Source organism: Roseateles sp. P2_H4, assembly GCF_056403315.1.
This window is the reverse complement of the sequence record NZ_JBFUFR010000014.1, coordinates 55,748-72,120: the sequence shown is the minus strand read 5'-3', so window position 1 is coordinate 72,120 and position 16,373 is coordinate 55,748. Positions and strand designations below refer to the sequence as shown.

The following is a 16,373-nucleotide window of genomic DNA, read 5'->3' as shown; positions in this document are numbered from 1 at the left end:
CGAAACGAGCGGTTTACTTGGGCAGCTTGAACACCCAGACCATGCCGCCCTGCTCCAGGAAGCTGACCTTCTTGGCCACGTCACCGCCCCACAGCGGCACGGCACCGCCCCAGCCGGAGACGACGCTGATGTACTGCTCGCCGTTCTGCTGCCAGGACACCGGCGGCGCGACGACGCCCGAGCCGGTCTGGAACTGCCAGACGACCTTGCCGGTCTTGGCGTCAGCAGCCTTCAGGTAGCCCTCGGGCGTGCCCCAGAACACCAGGTTGCCGGCGGTGGTCAGCACACCGCCCCACAGCGGCGCGTTGTTCTTGACCTCCCAGACGATCTTGCCGGTCTTGGGGTCCACCGCGCGCAGGGCGCCGATGTAGTCGTCGTTGAGCGTCTTGATCGTGAAGCCGGCGCCCAGGTAGGCGGCGCCCTTCTTGTAGGCGATGGGCTCGTTCCAGATCTCCATGCCCCATTCGTTGGCGGGCACGTAGAAGAGCTTGGTGTCGGGGCTGTAGGCCATCGGCATCTGGTTCTTGCCGCCCAGGAAGGAGGGCGACGAGAACACCGAGTTGCCCTTCTTGCCGTCGGCACCCGCGGTCGGGTCGCCGGGGCGGTTCTCGGGGACGAAGTTGGGCCGGCCGGTCTTGAGGTCGATGCCGGTGGCCCAGCTGATCTTCTTGACGAAGGGGAAGGCGTTGGCGAGCTGGCCGTTGGCGGCGTCCAGCACGTAGAAGAAGCCGTTGCGGTCGGCCTTGGCGCCCATGCGCTTGCCGTCCTGGTCGAAGGTGATGAATTCGTTGACGCCGTCGAAGTCCCAGCCGTCGTTGGGCGTGCCCTGGTAGTGCCACTTGATCTGGCCGGTCTTCACGTCGATGGCGACGGTGGAGCAGGAGAACAGGTTGTCGCCCTGGCGCAGATGGCTGTTCCAAGGCGCGGGGTTGCCGGTGCCGAAATAGGCCAGGCCGGTCTTGGGGTCGTAGGTGCCGCCCAGCCAGGTGGCCGCGCCGCCGGTCTTCCACAGGTCGCCGGGCCAGCTCTTGCCCTGCGTGCCGGAGATGCCGTTCTCGTGCTTCACGCCGGCCTTGTCCCAGGTGTAGCCCATATGGCCTTCGACGGTGGGGCGGCTCCAGACCATCTTGCCGGTCCTGGGGTCACGCGCCTCGACGCGGCCCACCACGCCGAACTCGCCGCCCGACACGCCCGTCAGCAGCAGGCCCTGGGCAATGATGGGCGCGGCCGTGGCCGAGTAGCCGGCGGCGTAGTCGTCGATCTTTTCCTTCCAGACCACGTCGCCGGTGGCCTGGTCCAGGGCCACGATCTGGGCGTCCAGCGTGGCGAAGATGACGAGGTTGTCGAACAAGGCCGCGCCGCGGTTGACGACGTCGCAGCAGGGCATGATGCCGTCGGGCAGGCGGTGCTCGTACTTCCACAGCTTGGCGCCGGTGGCGGCGTCCAGCGCAAAGATGCGCGAGTAGGAGGCCGTCACGAACATCTTGCCGTTGTGGATCAGCGGTTGCGATTCCTGGCCGCGCTGCTTCTCGCCGCCGAAGGAGAAGGCCCAGACCGGCGCCAGCTTGGCCACGTTGCCGACGTTGACCTGCTTGAGCGTCGAGTGGCGCTGGCCCTGCGTGCCCAGGCCCCAGGACAGCACTTCCTGGCCCGACTTGGACGAGGCCTCGATCATCTGGTCGGTCACGGCGGCGCTGGCGCTGCCGGCGGCCATCAGGCCCAAGCTCACGGACAGCAGTGCGGCGAGAGGTTTGAGTTGCATGGCGTTGTCTCCTTTGTTGATGGATTTGCACCGCCATGCCGATGCGGCGAGCGGATGGCCTGCCAAGGCGCAAGCTCCATGCCAATCGAAATCGCCGCGAGATGGAGCAGTCGCGGGGTCCAGCGACCGGCCGGACGCAGGGTTGCACCGGGGGCGGTGTTCAGCGCCGTGAACAGGCTGCGCCGTGCTGTGACAGCGGGCCGTTGGAGCACTGCCGGCCGCCGCGGCGGGAAGGGCGCCCGGCGAGGTGTGCCTTCCTGTGCCGAACTGCTCCAGCCTGCAACAACCGGCGGGTGATTTCCCTTGGCTGCGGCCCCTGCAGCAGGCCATGGCGGGCTCGGCGCGTGCTGGCACGGGTTCTGCGTTGATGGACTTGCCTCAACCCATTGCAGGAGACAAGCCATGACTGTTTATGCCGCCCCCGGCGCCGCCGGCGCCAAGATCGCCTACAAGCCCCGCTACGACAACTTCATCGGTGGCAAGTTCGTACCGCCTGTCGAGGGCCAGTATTTCGACGTGATCTCGCCGATCAACGGCAAGGTCTATACCCAGGCTGCGCGCTCGGGCGCTGCGGACGTTGAGCTGGCGCTGGACGCCGCGCATGCCGCCGCGGCCAAGTGGGGCGCCACGCCGCCGGCCGAGCGGGCCAACATCCTGCTGAAGATCGCCGACCGCATCGAGCAGAACCTGGAGCTGCTGGCCTATGCCGAGAGCGTGGACAACGGCAAGCCCATCCGCGAGACGCTGAACGCCGACATCCCGCTGACGGTGGATCACTTCCGCTATTTCGCCGGCTGCGTGCGTGCGCAGGAAGGCGCGCTCAGCGAGATCGACGGCAACACCATCGCGTATCACTTCCAGGAGCCGCTGGGCGTGGTGGGCCAGATCATTCCGTGGAACTTCCCGATCCTGATGGCCGCCTGGAAGCTGGCGCCGGCGATCGGCGCGGGCAACTGCGTCGTGCTCAAGCCCGCGGAGAGCACGCCCATCAGCATCCTGCTGATGGCCGAGCTGATCGCCGACCTGCTGCCGGCGGGCGTGCTGAACATCGTCAACGGTTTCGGTCGCGAGGCCGGCATGCCGCTGGCCACCAGCAAGCGCATCGCCAAGATCGCCTTCACCGGCTCCACGGCCACCGGCAAGGTCATCGCCCAGGCGGCGGCCAGCAACCTGATCCCGGCCACGCTGGAGCTGGGTGGCAAGAGCCCCAACATCTTCTTCGAGGATGTGATGGCCGAAGACGACGCCTTCCTGGACAAGGCCATCGAGGGCCTGGTGCTGTTCGCCTTCAACCAGGGCGAGGTCTGCACCTGCCCCAGCCGCGCGCTGATCCAGGAGTCGATCTACGACAAGTTCATGGAGCGTGCCTTGAAGCGCGTGGCCGCCATCAAGCAAGGCAACCCGCTGGACACCGACACCATGATGGGCGCGCAGGCCTCGGCCATGCAGATGGACAAGATCCAGACCTATCTGGCGCTGGGCAAGGAAGAAGGCGCCAAGGTGCTGATCGGCGGCGACCGAGCCCAGCTGGGTGGCGACCTGGCGGGCGGCTACTACATCCAGCCGACCCTCTTCCAGGGCAACAACAATATGCGCATCTTCCGCGAGGAGATCTTCGGCCCGGTGCTGGCCGTGACCACCTTCAAGACCGAGGCCGAGGCGCTGCAGATCGCCAACGACACGCCCTATGGCCTGGGCGCCGGCGTGTGGAGCCGCGACGGCAGCCGCGCCTACCGCATGGGCCGCGCCATCCAGGCCGGCCGCGTCTGGACCAATTGCTATCACGCCTACCCGGCGCACGCTGCCTTCGGTGGCTACAAGGAATCGGGCATCGGCCGCGAGACCCACAAGGCCATGCTCGACCACTACCAGCAAACCAAGAATCTGCTGGTCAGCTACAGCCCCAACGCACTGGGCTTCTTCTGAGCGGAACGGCGCAAGCCAGGGGGCGGCCTCGGTCGCCCCTTCTCACCATGACGGCCTTGATTCCACGCGTGCAGGCCACCGAGGCCGCGCTGGCTTTGATCGGCGAGCTAAAGCGACGGCACGGCGAGCTGCTGTTCTACCAATCGCATGGCTGCTGCGCCGGCAGCGCGCCGATGTGCTTTGCCGTGCACGAGCTGAAGCTGAGCGCCGGGGATCGCCGCTTGGGCGAAGTGGCCGAGGTGCCGGTGTACGCCAGCGAGGCCCAGTGCGACTACCTCGCCGGCCTGCAGATGACGCTGGACGTGGCGCCCGGCAACAGCGGCAGCTTCGGGCTGGAAGACGGCTCGGGCCAGCATTTCGTCGCCCACTTCCGGTTGTGGGCCGACGAGGAGGTGGCGCGGCTGGCGCCTATCGGCCCCGTCTGATTCAGCGCCTGCGGTTTCGCAGCAGCGGCAGCATGCCCAGGGCCAGCATCGCCAGCGGCAGCGTGCCCGGCAGTGGCAGCTGGTTGACGGCGCGCATGGCCACGCGCAGGTTGTCGAGCCCGGTCTCTTCGTTGCCGCCGTTGCCCTCATGCGCCTCCGTCCAGCGCAAGGAGGTGATGGACACGTCCGACACGATGCCGATGAAGATCGCCGCGCCGGTGGGGTTGCCGGAGATGTTCATGCTCTGGGTGCTGCCGTCGCTGAACAGGAAGGACAGCACGCCGTCGTCGATGGCCGTGGACGCATTGCCCGGGATGGCCTCGAAGCTCGTGATGTCCAGCGCCGCGGCGAGGAAGGGCAGGGCGTACTGGCCTTGGTAGTAGCCGTCACCCTGGGCGCGCTGCGGGCCGAAGGCGCTGGCGCGGTGGTCAGCGGCGCTGAAAACCTCCACGGGGCCGATGTTGCTGGACAGCGTGACGCCGGGCAGCACCTGCACGCCGGTGAGGTCGGTGCCCGTCGCGTAGCCGGAGAAATCCTGGGTCTGGATGGCGCCGCTGACGGCGCCCTGCCAGGCTGCCAGCGAGGCGTAGACGGACACGCTCGCCGCGTGGGCAGAGCCCAGGGCTGACAAGGCGAAGGCAATGAGAGCTCGGCGCATGGGGGTCTCCCGAAAAAGCGGTTTGGCCATTGGCTGCCTGACGGCAGGCCATGCCCACCCCAAAGACTTGGGGGCGCCCCGCAGATGGAGGGGTCCAGCGCCAAAGGGCTAGTCCGGCAAGGGGTTGCCGTCCCGGGACAAGATGCGGCCTCTGCCCCAGACCCTTCGCCTGCCATGACCGAATCCGCCGCCCGCCGTGTGCTCGTCCTGCTCGCCAGCACGCGAGCCGATGGCAATGCCGAGTTGATGGCCCGCGCGGCCACGCAAGGCCTTCCCGGCGACGTGGAAGTGCGCTGGCTGCGTCTTGCTGAACTGGCCATGCCGCCCTTTGTGGACGTGCGCCACGAGGGCAGCGGCCAATACCCCGAGCCCGAGGGCGATCTCGGCCGTGCCCTGAAGGACACCCTCTGGGCCACGGACATGCTCGTCGCCGCGCCGCTGTACTGGTACAGCCTGCCGGCGCCGCTCAAGCTCTATCTCGACCACTGGAGCGCCTTCATGCGCGTGCCCGGCCTGGACTTCAAGTCGCAGATGGCCGGCAAGGCGATGTATGTGCTGTGCGCCACCAGCAGCGGCGAGGCGCCCCACCTGGCGGCGCCGCTGGTGGACAGCCTGCGCTTCAGCGCCGACTACATGAAGATGCGCTGGGGCGGTGCCGTGCTGGGCGACGGCAGCCGGCCTGGCGACGTGCTGAAGGACGAAGCCGCGATGACCGCGGCGGCCAAGCTGCTGCTGAGTTGATCCGCCACGCTCAAGGGCGGCGCGAGGTCGGCGGTGGGTGCAGGAACTGGGTCTCCAGCCGCTTGAGGGTGCCGTCGCGCTGCAGGGCGTCGAGGGCTTCGTTGAAGCGCTCCACCAGAGCCGGCTTTACGCTGATCCGCGAGAAGGCGAACACCGGCGCGTCTTCATCGATGACGATGGCGCTGGCCTGCATCGCCGAGCCGAGGCCGAGCTGGCGGGCCAGGAAACTGGCCGAATACTCGTCGGCCACGAAGGCATCGATGCGCTGCATCTGCAGCATGCGCAGCAGGCCTTCGAGGCTGGTGGCCTCCTCCAGCCGGCGCTCCATGCCCGGCCGCGCGAGCCGGGCCTTCAACTCGGCCCGGTAGGCCGTGCCGCGCTCCACCCCCACGCGCAGGTCCGACGCGCGCAGCTCGTCCAGCGTGGCGATGCGCTGGCCGGGGCCGAGGTCGCTGCGCAGGAACACGAGGTTGCGCGTGCGCACGCCCGGCAGCGAAAAGCGGGCATAGCGCTCGCGCTCGGGGCGGGCCAGCACGCCGGGAACGATGTCGATGCGGCCGGCTTCGAGCTCCGCCATCGCGCGGGCGAAGGGCAGCTCCACGGGGACCAGCCGGCAGGCCATGCGCGCCAGGGCCGCACGCGCGACTTCGACCTCCAGGCCTGTGAGCCGGCGCTGCTCGTCCTCGTACTGGTAGGGCGGTTCATGCTTCCAGGTCATGCGCAGCTCGCAGGCCGACGCGAACGCGCCGGGCAGGGCGAGGACGAGGCACAAGAGGCGGACGACGGAGCGCATGCCGGGATGAGGTGCGGGCTTCTCGTGCAATGTAGCCCTTCGCCCGGCCTTGCGCCCGTACCCCAGCCGTAACCACGGCGCGGCGAGCCCTGCCTAAACTCGTGCGCCGTCGCGTTCGCGGCGGATCTGCACGGAGATGGCAGGGATGACGAAGAACAACAACAACAAATGGCTGGCCGCTGCTGCGGCCGGATGGCTGGTCGCCGGCTGCGGCGGCGGTGGAGGCGGTTCCACGCCACCACCTCCTGCCCCCGCTCCAGCGCCCGCACCTGCCCCAGCGCCGACCCCGGCGCCCGCACCCGCTCCGGCCCCGGCCCCCGCGCCCGCGCCGCCCCCGGCGTGGTTCCCCACCGGCACGGCGGAGTCCTTCGCGCAGTTGGAGATCACGACCACCAACGCTGCCCCCATCCTCAATCGCGAGGACTATGTGAAGGGCAGCTTCAAGCTCGCCGGCGCCGGCCTGGCGGCGGCCGAGGGCGCGCTGGAGATCCGCGGCCGCGGCAACTCGACCTGGGACTGGCCCAAGAAGCCCTATCGCATCAAGCTGGGCAATGCGACGGCGCTGGCGGGCATGCCGTCCAGCAAGCACTGGGTGCTGCTGGCCAACTACGCGGACAAGACGCTGATGCGCAACGACATGGCCTTCTCGCTGAGCCGCAGCCTCGGCATGGCCTACACGGTGCGCGACCAGGTCGTGGAGGTGACGCTGAACGGCGAGTACCGTGGCCTCTACCAGTTGGCGGAGCAGATCCGCGTGGCCAAGGACCGCGTCGACATCCCCGAGCTCAAGGCCGGCGACACCGCGCCCGACAAGATCTCCGGCGGCTACCTCATCGAGGTGGACTTCCGCATGCACAAGGACTACTGCCGGGACCCGGATGCGGCGGCGTTCTCGACCTTCTGCGTCAACGGCGTCAACACCCAGCGCGACACGCAGTACTGCGTGGATTCGACGCGCAGCGCGCCCTTCTGCGTGAAGGAGCCCGAGGACATGTACAGGCCCGAGTGGGCGGCGCAGCGGGCCTATCTCGAGAAGTACTTTGCCGATGCGGAAGCCGCGCTGTTCGGCGCCGACTTCAAGGACCCGGCCACGGGCTATGCCAAATACCTGGACGTCGATTCGGTCATCGACTACTACCTCATCAACGAGTTCGCCAAGAACGTCGACGGCGCCATCGCGAGCTTCTTCATGGCCAAGAAGCGTGACGGCAAGCTCCACTTCGGCCCCATCTGGGACTTCGACCTCGCCTTCGGCAACGCCGGCTACAACAACGTGGACAAGACGGCGGGCTGGCATCTGCGCCAGTACCCGTGGTTCGCCCGCCTGTTCGAGGACCCGGCCTTCGCCGCCAAGGTCAAGGCGCGCTGGCTGGCCTTGAAGGCCGATGGCAAGTTCGAGCAGATCCTCAACTACGCCGAGGCCCGCGCCGCCTGGATGACCAAGGGCCAGCAGAAGAACTTCGTCAAGTGGCCGATCTTCGACTGGGTGAGCTGGTACACCCGCATCGCCATGGGCAGCTATGACGGCGAGGTCAGGGAGATGCTGCGCTGGCAGCGCGAACGCCTGGCCTGGATGGACGCCGAACTCAGCAAGTGAGCCCGGCGCCGCGCACCACGGCTCAGCGCTGGCCCGTGCAGTTGGCGTAGAAGCTGACGGTGGCCGGCCAGTCCGAGAACACGCCGATCACGCCGATGTCCTGGGCCAGCACGTCCAGCATGCGGAACATGTCGCCCTCGCGGGTGATGGCGCTGTCGAAGGTCTGGTAGTAGGAGCCGTTGCTGCCGTCGGCCAGGATGCCGCTGCGCTCCAGCGACCACGTGATGATGTCCAGGCCGGCGGCCTTGGCATTGCGTGCGTATTGCGAAGGCAGCAGGTTGCCGCTGGTGTCAGCCGCGAGCAGCACCCACAGCGGCGGCGCGACGATGCGCACGCCCTGGGCGCGGTAGGCCTTGAGCTGCTCGGCGGTGGGCAGGTCGGCCGGCACGTTGGCGTCGTCCAGGTAGACGGCCTGGCGGCCGAAAGCCGGCTCGTTCTTGACCCAGTAGAGGATGTCGTTGAGGTCGAAGCTCTGCGCCCAGACGTCGCGCGCCGGCACGCCGGCGGCCTTGTGCTCGTCGATCATCTTCTGCGCATAGGCGGCCTGGGTGAAGCCATCGAAGGGCATGACCACGCTGGGCGCCTTCAGCTCCGGCGTCATCTTCACGTCGAGCTTCTTGAACAGCGCGATGGCTTCCTTCAGCGTCAGCAGCGTGCCGCTGCTGGGCCCGGCATAGAGGTCGGTGCGCCAGTTGGGCGTGCCGGCCATGTACTCGGCTACCGTGCGGCCGCGCGGGTTGAAGGCGTCCATCTTGCCGCGCWGSGTCTTGAACTCGGCCAGCGTCAGCTCGCTGGTGCGGCACTCGGCGGCGGCCGCCGCGGCCAGGTTGCCGGCGGCGTCGAAGGCGGCCGGCGTGAAGGGCTTGATGCACTTGCTCGCCAGTGGCGTGGCGAGGATGTTGGTCGTCGTGTGCAGATCGTTCTGCGCGTGGCGGCAGACGAGTTCCTTGTCCTTGGTGAAGGTCACGTCGCACTCGACGATGCCGGCGCCCATGCGCGCGGCGGCCTCATAGCTCTCCTTGGTGTGCTCCGGGAACTGCAGCGCCGCGCCGCGATGGCCGATGGAGAACAGCGTGGGGCGGTAGTTCTCGCGCGTGGCGGCGCAATGCTGCAGCCGCTTCTTCAGCGGGCTGTCGGCCATGTCGTTGACCAGGAAGAAGGGGCGCGGGCCGAGCTGCACGCTGGCGATGCCGTCGCGGCGATCGCCGTCGTGGGCCAGGGCGGTCAGGCTGGTGGCGGCCAGGGCCAGCAGGGCGAGGCGGGCGAAGGTGCGGGGCATGGTCAGTCCTTGGGGTTGCATGCCCGGCACGCTAGGCAGGCAGCATGAAGCCTGCATGACATCGGGCCACGAAATTGCGAGTTAGGGGTCGGCGCTGAGAAACAAACGAAACCAAACGCCGCCAGCATTGAAGCGGCGCTGCAACCGGCGCTGTCGAGCATGAGGGCACTTTCAACACGGAGCCACTTTCATGCATTCGACCCGCAAGACTTTCGCACTGAGCCTCGTCGCTGCTGCGCTGTTCGGCCTGAACCCGGCCGTCACCGAGGCTCAGGCCCAGGTCGCGATGAGCCGAGCCGAGCCCCAGGCCGCCGGCCTCATCATCAAGTTCCGCGACGGCGCGCGCACGCCGGTGGCGGCCAAGGCCGCGCTGCAGGGCTTTCGCGCCATGAGCGAGGCGCGCGGCCAGCGCGTGGCCTTCGATCGCGAGAGCGCACTCGGCCATCGCGTCATTCGCCTCGCCCAGCGCGTGCCGGCCAGCGCGCTGGCCCAGCTGGCGCGCGACATCCAGCTGTCGGACCCGAGCATCGAGTCCGTCGAGATCGACCACGTCATGCGTCCCACCTTCACGCCCAATGACACGAACTGGGCCAACCAGTGGGACATGAGCGACCCGACCGGTGGCATCAACGCGCCCAAGGCCTGGGACATCGGCATGGGCTCTGGCGTGCGCGTGGCGGTGCTGGACACCGGCGTGCTGCCGCATGCCGACATCGCGGCCAACCTGCTGCCGGGCTATGACTTCATCACCGACAGCACCCGTGCCGGCGACGGTGGCGGCCGCGACAGCAATGCCAGCGACCCCGGCGACAACGTCACCGCCGACCAGTGCGGTGCGGACAAACCGGCCCAGAACAGCAGCTGGCACGGCACCCATGTCGCCGGCACCATCGCCGCCGTGGGCAACAACGCGCTGGGCGTCACCGGCGTGGCGCCCAAGGCCAGGATCGTGCCGGTGCGCGTGCTGGGCAAGTGCGGCGGGGCCACGTCGGACATCGCCGACGGCATCGTCTGGGCCGCGGGCGGCTCGGTGGCCGGCGTGCCGGCCAACGCCAACCCGGCGCTGATCCTGAACCTGTCGCTGGGCGGCGAGGCGGCCTGCGCCAGCATCACGCAGTCGGCCATCAACTACGCCTACAACAAGGGGGCGCTGATCGTCGTCGCAGCCGGCAACGACAACCAGGACGTCGCCAAGCAGACGCCGGCCAACTGCAAGCATGTGATGGCCGTGGCCGCGACGAACAAGGTCGGCGCGCGCTCCAGCTATTCCAACTACGGCGACATGGTGGACATCGCGGCGCCGGGCGGCGACGCGACCTACGGCAACGTGCTGTCGCTGTCCAACAGCGGCATGAACGGCCCGGTGGCCGACGGCTACAGCTGGCTGCGCGGCACGTCGATGGCGGCGCCCCATGTCGCCGGCGTGGCCGCGCTGATGGCGGCCGTCAACTCGACGGTGCTGCCGTCGGACATGGCCTCCTTGATGCGGTCCACCGCGCGCACCTTCCCGGGCAGCTGCACGGGTTGTGGCGCCGGCATCGTCGACGCCGAGCAGGCCATCATCGCGGCGCGGGGCCTGCGTCTTGAGAAGGAGCCCAACGACACGCTGGCCCAGGCCCAGTACCTGAACGTGTTCCCGGCGCGGGTGCGCGGCACGCTGCAGCCGGCCTACCCGCAGTTCGTCGACATCTACTCGATCAACCTGGCCGCCTCGACGACGCTGCAGACCACGCTGACGCTGGACCCGCCGACGCTGCTGGATATCTTCCCCTTCAACGCGACGATGGAGCTGCTGGACGCCAGCGGCAAGCTGATCAAGGCCGCCGCCATCGTCAACGGCAAGACCGAGGTCAACTACTTCAACGCGACGGGCAAGACGCTGGCGGTCTATCTGCGCGTGAAGAGCACCTTGTCGTCGCTGAGCACCAGCGACCGCGGCTACGAGGTGCAGTTGCGCAAGATTGCCTACGCCTACTGAAGCGCGGGCTCAGGGCTGGGCGTAGGGCCCGGCTCGCAGCGCGTCGGCAATGCCCTTGCGGTTCTGCGCCAGCGCCGCCATGCTGAAGTGGATGTGGCCGCTGCCCGGCGAGGCGCGCCGGATGATGTCGATCTGTGCCAGCACCTCGTCGGGCTGCCAGCTCTTGTCGGTGTCGTTGATGCGGCTGGTGAACAGGCCCGGATGGATGGGCCGGCCCAGGGGGTTGGACGCGCGCCAGGCCTGCAGCAGCGGTTCGAAGGACTGGGCCGTTTGCGCGCGCGGCCAGTAGAGCTGGGGCGCGAGATAGTCCATCCAGCCCTCGCGCAGCCACAGCTCGACGTCGGCGTAGAGCTTGTCGTACTGGCTGAAGCCGCTGATGCCGGGCGGCCGCGCGCCGGGCTTGGGAATGCCGAAGGGGCTGACGCCGACGCGCGTGCCGGGCCGCACCTCGTGGGCCAGCGCGTACATGCGCTGCACCAGCGTGTTGACGTTGTAGCGGCGCCAGTCGTGGCGGCTCAGAGACCCGCCCTTGGCCGTGTAGCGCTGCCAGCTCGTCTCGTCGGGGAAGTCGACCTCCTGCTTGGTGGTGGGGTCGTTGATGGGGTAGGGGTAGAAGTAGTCGTCGATGTGGATGCCGTCGACGGCGTAGCGGCTCAGGATGTCGCGCACCACGGCCAGGGTCTGCTCGGCGGCGGCGGCGTCGCCCGGGTCCATCCAGAGCTGGTCGCCATAACGCTTGACCCAATCGCGGCTGCGGCCGATGTGGCTCTCGGCCATGGCGGACTTGGCCGAGCTGTGGCGGGCGCGGTAGGGGTTGATCCAGGCATGCAGCTCCAGGCCGCGCGCGCGGGCCTCGGTGAGCCAGACGGCCAGCGGGTCGTAGCCCGGGTGCTGGCCCTGGGTGCCGGTGAGGTACTCGCTCCAGGGCTCGAGCTTGGAGTCGTAGAGGGCATCGGCAGCGGTGCGCACCTGCAGGATCAGCGCATTGAGGCCGATGCGCACGGCCGTGTCGCACAGGGCCTTGATCTCGGCCTGCTGCACCTCGGCGCTGAGGCCGGGCTTGCTGGGCCAGTCGATGTTGGCGACGGTGGCGATCCACGCGGCCCGCCATTCGCGCGGTGGCGGTGGCGTCGTGGACGCGGCGACGGCGGGTGCGGAGGCCGCTGGCGTCGGCGCCAGGGCGCCTTCGCTGGGCGGCACCATGGGCGCCGGTGCCGGCGGCGTCGCGCAGGCGGTGAGCAGCGGGATGGAGGCGAGACTGAGCAGATCGCGACGTTTCATGGCTTAGACCTTGATGAACCAGTGCTTGCGGTACATGAGCCAGGCGATGGCGTACATGACGAGCACGAAGGCGATGGCGTGCAGCAGGGAGGCGTTGACGGGCGCCAGGCCCGAGTCGCGCAGCGGCGCATACAGCGCGCGGCCGAGGCTGCCGCCGTCCGCCAGCTTGACGGTGTAGAGCAGCTTGGCGACCAGGCCCGACAGCGCGAACAGGAAGAGGGCGTTCATGCCGAAGACGACGAGCGGATGCAGCACCCGGGCCCAGCGCTGGCGCGCCAGAGGTTGCGGCATGGCGTCCAGCAGCCAGTAGAAGACGGCGAAGACGAGCAGCGCCCAGCCGGCCATCGCGAAGACATAGGACGGTGTCCACAGTGACTTGTTGATGGGCATCAGCAAGGCGTCAAGCCCCTGGCCCAGCCACAGCGAGGCCAGGCCGGCCAGGACCCAGGTCATGGTCTTCTCGGCAGGTTGTCGGTTGGAAGCCAGCACATAGCCGGCCAGCACGCCGAGCAGCTGTGTCGCCACGGCGGGCAGCGTCGACAGCAGGCCTTCGGGGTCCCAGGTCTTGGCCTGCTTCCACAGATGGCCGTCCAGCAGCAGGCGGTCCAGCCAGGCCCCGGCGTCCTTGCCGGGTTCCAGCAGGCCGACATGGACAACGCCCTCTGCGTCGGGCACCGGCAGGCAGAGCTGCACGACCGAGTAGATCGCCATCAGCAGCAAGGCCCACAGCGCCACGCCGCGCCGGCCGCACCAGATGACGATGGGCGCCGCGGCCAGCGTGCACAGGCCCAGGCGCTGCAGCACGCCGGGGATGCGCAGCGTCTCGAAATTGAAGTTCGGGATGAGGTTGAGCAGCAGGCCGATGCCGATGATGACGAGGGCCCGGCGCGAGGTGTTCAGCAGCAGGGCGGTCTTGTCGGCACCGGCCTGGGCGCGGCGCGCCAGACTGAGCGTCATCGCCATGCCGCTGATGAAGACGAAGAAGGGGAAGACCCAGTCGGTGAAGGTCCAGCCGTTCCAGTGCGCATGCAGCAGCGGCGCGTAGACATGGCCCCAGTCACCCGGGTTGTTGACGAGCAGCATGGCCGCGATCGCGAAGCCGCGGAAGGCATCAAGAGAGAGCAGCCTGTCCTTCACTCGACCTTCTTCCCGAAGTTCTCCGGGATCTTGATCAGCGCGGCCATCACGACGCTTGGCAGGGTGGCCACCAGCACCCAGCCGAAGAAGGGCACATAGCCGATGTGGTCCTGCAGCCAGCCGCTCCACATGCCGGGGATCATCATGCCCAGGGCCATGAAGCCCGTGCAGATCGCGTAGTGCGCCGTGACCGGGCCCCCAGGCTTCGCAGGCGCAGGCGCCTGCTGTGCCACCCCCCGAGGGGGCTGAGCCGGCTCGGGGCGGCCCGTCGCCGGCTCCTGCGGTCCGTTGGCGACAAGGATCATGTACATCAGATAGGCCGTGAACCCCAGGCCATAACCGAATTGCTCGACGGCCAGCGCAGCGCTGATGGCGACCAGGCTGGTCGGGTGGGTCATGGCCAGGATGAGGAAGGCGACGTTGGGCACGTGCATGGCCGCCACGAGAGGCCACAAGGCCTTCTTCAGCCCGACTTTCGAGATGATCCAACCGCCCAGCAGGCCGCCCAGCGTCAGCGCGCACAGACCGACGCCGCCGTAGACCAGGCCCACGGTGGCGGTGCTGAGTCCGAGGCCGCCCTTGTCGACGGCGTCGAGCAGGAAGGGCGAGGCGAGCTTGAGCAGCTGCGCCTCCGGGAAGCGGTACAGCAGCAGGAAGCCCAGCGTGACCGCGATGCCGGGCTTCTTGAAGAACTTCCCGAAGATGGCGAAGAACTCGCTGATGAGTTTGCTGGAGGCGGCCCAGCCGGGGCCGGGCGTATCCGCGGCGGGCCGCGGCAGCGCCCAGGCATGCCAGAGTGTCAGCGCGACAAACGCGGCGGCGATCAGCCAGAACACCTGGCTCCAGGCCGCCGCGGCGCTGCCGGTGCGCTCGGTCAACTCGCCAGCAAGGTAGACCAGGCCACCCTGTCCGGCGATGTTGGCGAGGCGGTAGAAGGCCGAGCGCACGCCGACGAAGGCCGCCTGCTGATGCTGCGGCAGGGCCAGCATGTAGAAGCCATCGGCCGCGATGTCGTGCGATGCCGACGCGAACGCCATCAGGAACAGCAGCGCCAGCGACATCTGCACGACGCGGTCGGTCGGGATCGCCAGCGCCACGCAGGCGAATGCTGCGCCGACCAGGAACTGCAGCACGACGATCCAGCGTCGCTTGATGCTGAACAGCTCGGCCACCGGCGACCACAGCGGCTTGAGCACCCAGGGCAGGTAGAGCCAGCTCGTGTACAGCGCGATATCGGTATTGGAGATGCCGAGGTTCTTGTACATGATGACCGACAGGGTCATCACGACGACAAAGGGAACGGCCTGCGCGAAGTAGAGGCTGGGGATCCAGGCCCAGGGCGATCGGTTCATGCGGACAGCGCGCGGCCCACGTTGCCGTCCTGCGCGTCCAGCAGCGCGCGCGCCGCGTCGGCACCCACGCCGCGCTTGAGCATGACCAGTGCCGTCTTCACATGGTGATCGCACTGCGCGAGGGCCGCCTGCGCGTCCGCCTCGCTGGCACCCGAGGCACGCACGGTCAATGCGACAGCGCGCTTGACGAGCTTCACATTGGTTGCCTTCAGGTCCACCATCAGATTGCCGTAGACCTTGTTCAGCCTGACCATCAGCGCCGACGAGAAGGTGTTCAGCGCGATCTTCTGCGAGGTGCCGGCCTTGAGGCGCGTGCTGCCGGAGATGACCTCGGCACCGGTGTCCAGCGTGATGCCGATCTCGGCCTGCTGCGTGACCGGCGCACCGGGGTTGTTGGCGAAGCCTATGGTCAGCGCGCCGGCCGCGCGGGCGGCCTCGATGGCACCCAGCACATAGGGCGTGCCGCCAGACGCGGCCAGCAGCAGGGCGACGTCATTCGGGCCGGGGTTCAAGGCGTTCAGGTCCGCGGCCCCTTGCGCGCGGTCGTCCTCGGCACCTTCGACGGCGACGAACATCGCGCCCTGGCCACCGGCGATGACGGCGACAGCCCGCTCGCGTGGCCAGGAGAAGGTGGGGTAGAGCTCCACGCTGTCCAGCACGCCCAGGCGGCCGGAGGTGCCGGCGCCGGCGTACAGCAGCCGGCCGCCGGCACGGATGCGCGGCAGCGCGGCGTCCACGGCGGCGGCGAGCTGGGGCGCGGCGGCCTTGACGGCTGCGACGGCATCGAGCTGATCGGCGATGAATGCATCCAGCAGTGCCGGCGTGGCGTAAGTGTCCAGGTCGGGATGCCGGGTGCTCGGGGTTTCGGTGTTCAGCATGGGGATCGGAAGCGAAGCTGACGGACTCTAGCGGCTGGCGCCGGACCATGACGAATGCCACGCGCCATTGCAGTCATAACGTCAGGTAATCAGAATCTGCCTGTCGGTTGTAAGGAGTTGGGCATGGCCCCCGACAGAAGCTGGCAAGTCGATGTCGGATGCATCCGGAATCGGCCTGTGGTGAAACCTCTCACATTCATCCACTTTTATCTCCTGGAGACTCGATATGAACGCATCCCTCAAGACTGGCCTGGGCATCGCTGCCGCCGCTGCCGCCCTGTTCGCCACCGCCGTGCCGACGACCGCCATGGCCGCCGACGGCATGGTCAAGTGCTCCGGCGTGAACGGCTGCAAGGGCACCTCCGAGTGCAAGACCGCCAAGAGCGATTGCAAGGGCCACAACGGCTGCAAGGGCCAGGGCTGGGTCAGCAAGAAGACCGCCGACGAATGCACCAAGGCCGGTGGCAAGGTTGAGAAATAAGACCCCCCGTACCGGCTGACGCCGGCCCCCCGAGGGGGCGCACCAGGCGGCCCGGCAAAGCCGGCTCCGCCGGTGCTGCGCGATA

General features: G+C 68.4%; 14 protein-coding genes. 6 read left to right on the top strand and 8 right to left on the bottom strand.

Annotation, left to right across the window (positions count from 1 at the left end):
* Positions 1 to 13: 13 nt before the first annotated feature.
* On the bottom strand, positions 14 to 1,762 hold the full coding sequence (locus AC1DW3_RS12510; RefSeq protein WP_477931637.1) for a PQQ-dependent methanol/ethanol family dehydrogenase: 1,749 nt from the start codon (positions 1,760 to 1,762) through the stop codon (positions 14 to 16).
* A 402-nt stretch (positions 1,763 to 2,164) separates the two neighbouring features.
* On the opposite strand from AC1DW3_RS12510, the gene exaC reads away from it, so the two are divergent.
* Together exaC and AC1DW3_RS12500 are read left to right on the top strand one after the other, a co-directional pair.
* A complete protein-coding gene (gene exaC / locus AC1DW3_RS12505) occupies positions 2,165 to 3,688 on the top strand; it encodes an acetaldehyde dehydrogenase ExaC (protein WP_477931636.1) in 1,524 nt (507 codons plus the stop codon).
* 47 nt (positions 3,689 to 3,735) lie between these two features.
* Entirely contained in the window at positions 3,736 to 4,113 is a 378-nt protein-coding gene (locus AC1DW3_RS12500) for a DUF779 domain-containing protein (RefSeq protein WP_477931635.1), read from the top strand.
* Between the two features lies 1 nt (position 4,114).
* Here AC1DW3_RS12500 and AC1DW3_RS12495 read toward each other — a convergent pair whose 3' ends face one another.
* Positions 4,115 to 4,771, bottom strand: a complete 657-nt coding sequence (locus AC1DW3_RS12495; protein WP_477931634.1) for a hypothetical protein — start codon at positions 4,769 to 4,771, stop codon at positions 4,115 to 4,117.
* Between the two features lie 174 nt (positions 4,772 to 4,945).
* Between AC1DW3_RS12495 and AC1DW3_RS12490 the strand changes: the two genes are divergently transcribed.
* On the top strand, positions 4,946 to 5,512 hold the full coding sequence (locus AC1DW3_RS12490; protein WP_477931633.1) for a flavodoxin family protein: 567 nt from the start codon (positions 4,946 to 4,948) through the stop codon (positions 5,510 to 5,512).
* 10 nt (positions 5,513 to 5,522) lie between these two features.
* Here AC1DW3_RS12490 and AC1DW3_RS12485 read toward each other — a convergent pair whose 3' ends face one another.
* The gene (locus tag AC1DW3_RS12485; RefSeq protein ID WP_477931632.1) at positions 5,523 to 6,305 is read right to left on the bottom strand and encodes a substrate-binding periplasmic protein; all 783 of its coding nucleotides are present in this window, start codon (positions 6,303 to 6,305) and stop codon (positions 5,523 to 5,525) included.
* Positions 6,306 to 6,450: 145 nt separating this feature from the next.
* Between AC1DW3_RS12485 and AC1DW3_RS12480 the strand changes: the two genes are divergently transcribed.
* Positions 6,451 to 7,902, top strand: a complete 1,452-nt coding sequence (locus tag AC1DW3_RS12480) for a CotH kinase family protein (RefSeq protein ID WP_477931631.1) — start codon at positions 6,451 to 6,453, stop codon at positions 7,900 to 7,902.
* Between the two features lie 22 nt (positions 7,903 to 7,924).
* Here AC1DW3_RS12480 and AC1DW3_RS12475 read toward each other — a convergent pair whose 3' ends face one another.
* The gene (locus tag AC1DW3_RS12475; protein WP_477931630.1) at positions 7,925 to 9,181 is read right to left on the bottom strand and encodes a glycerophosphodiester phosphodiesterase family protein; all 1,257 of its coding nucleotides are present in this window, start codon (positions 9,179 to 9,181) and stop codon (positions 7,925 to 7,927) included.
* Between the two features lie 190 nt (positions 9,182 to 9,371).
* On the opposite strand from AC1DW3_RS12475, the gene AC1DW3_RS12470 reads away from it, so the two are divergent.
* Positions 9,372 to 11,159 (top strand): S8 family peptidase, encoded by a 1,788-nt coding sequence (locus tag AC1DW3_RS12470; protein WP_477931629.1) that lies wholly within the window; start codon positions 9,372 to 9,374, stop codon positions 11,157 to 11,159.
* Between the two features lie 9 nt (positions 11,160 to 11,168).
* On the opposite strand, the gene AC1DW3_RS12465 is transcribed toward AC1DW3_RS12470, so the two are convergent.
* The 4 genes from AC1DW3_RS12465 to AC1DW3_RS12450 are packed head-to-tail and all read right to left on the bottom strand — an operon-like array spanning position 11,169 to position 15,807.
* Positions 11,169 to 12,440, bottom strand: a complete 1,272-nt coding sequence (locus AC1DW3_RS12465; RefSeq protein WP_477931628.1) for a glycoside hydrolase family 10-like protein — start codon at positions 12,438 to 12,440, stop codon at positions 11,169 to 11,171.
* Between the two features lie 3 nt (positions 12,441 to 12,443).
* Positions 12,444 to 13,577: an acyltransferase family protein gene (locus AC1DW3_RS12460; RefSeq protein ID WP_477931627.1), complete on the bottom strand. Its 1,134-nt coding sequence runs from the start codon at positions 13,575 to 13,577 to the stop codon at positions 12,444 to 12,446.
* On the bottom strand, positions 13,574 to 14,929 hold the full coding sequence (locus tag AC1DW3_RS12455; protein WP_477931626.1) for an MFS transporter: 1,356 nt from the start codon (positions 14,927 to 14,929) through the stop codon (positions 13,574 to 13,576). Before AC1DW3_RS12455 ends, AC1DW3_RS12460 begins: the two co-directional genes overlap by 4 nt.
* The gene (locus AC1DW3_RS12450; protein ID WP_477931625.1) at positions 14,926 to 15,807 is read right to left on the bottom strand and encodes an N-acetylmuramic acid 6-phosphate etherase; all 882 of its coding nucleotides are present in this window, start codon (positions 15,805 to 15,807) and stop codon (positions 14,926 to 14,928) included. The genes AC1DW3_RS12455 and AC1DW3_RS12450 overlap by 4 nt, the downstream gene beginning before the upstream one ends.
* A gap of 226 nt (positions 15,808 to 16,033) precedes the next feature.
* On the opposite strand from AC1DW3_RS12450, the gene bufA2 reads away from it, so the two are divergent.
* A complete protein-coding gene (gene bufA2, locus AC1DW3_RS12445; RefSeq protein WP_477931624.1) occupies positions 16,034 to 16,288 on the top strand; it encodes a BufA2 family periplasmic bufferin-type metallophore in 255 nt (84 codons plus the stop codon).
* The last annotated feature ends 85 nt before the right edge of the window (positions 16,289 to 16,373 follow it).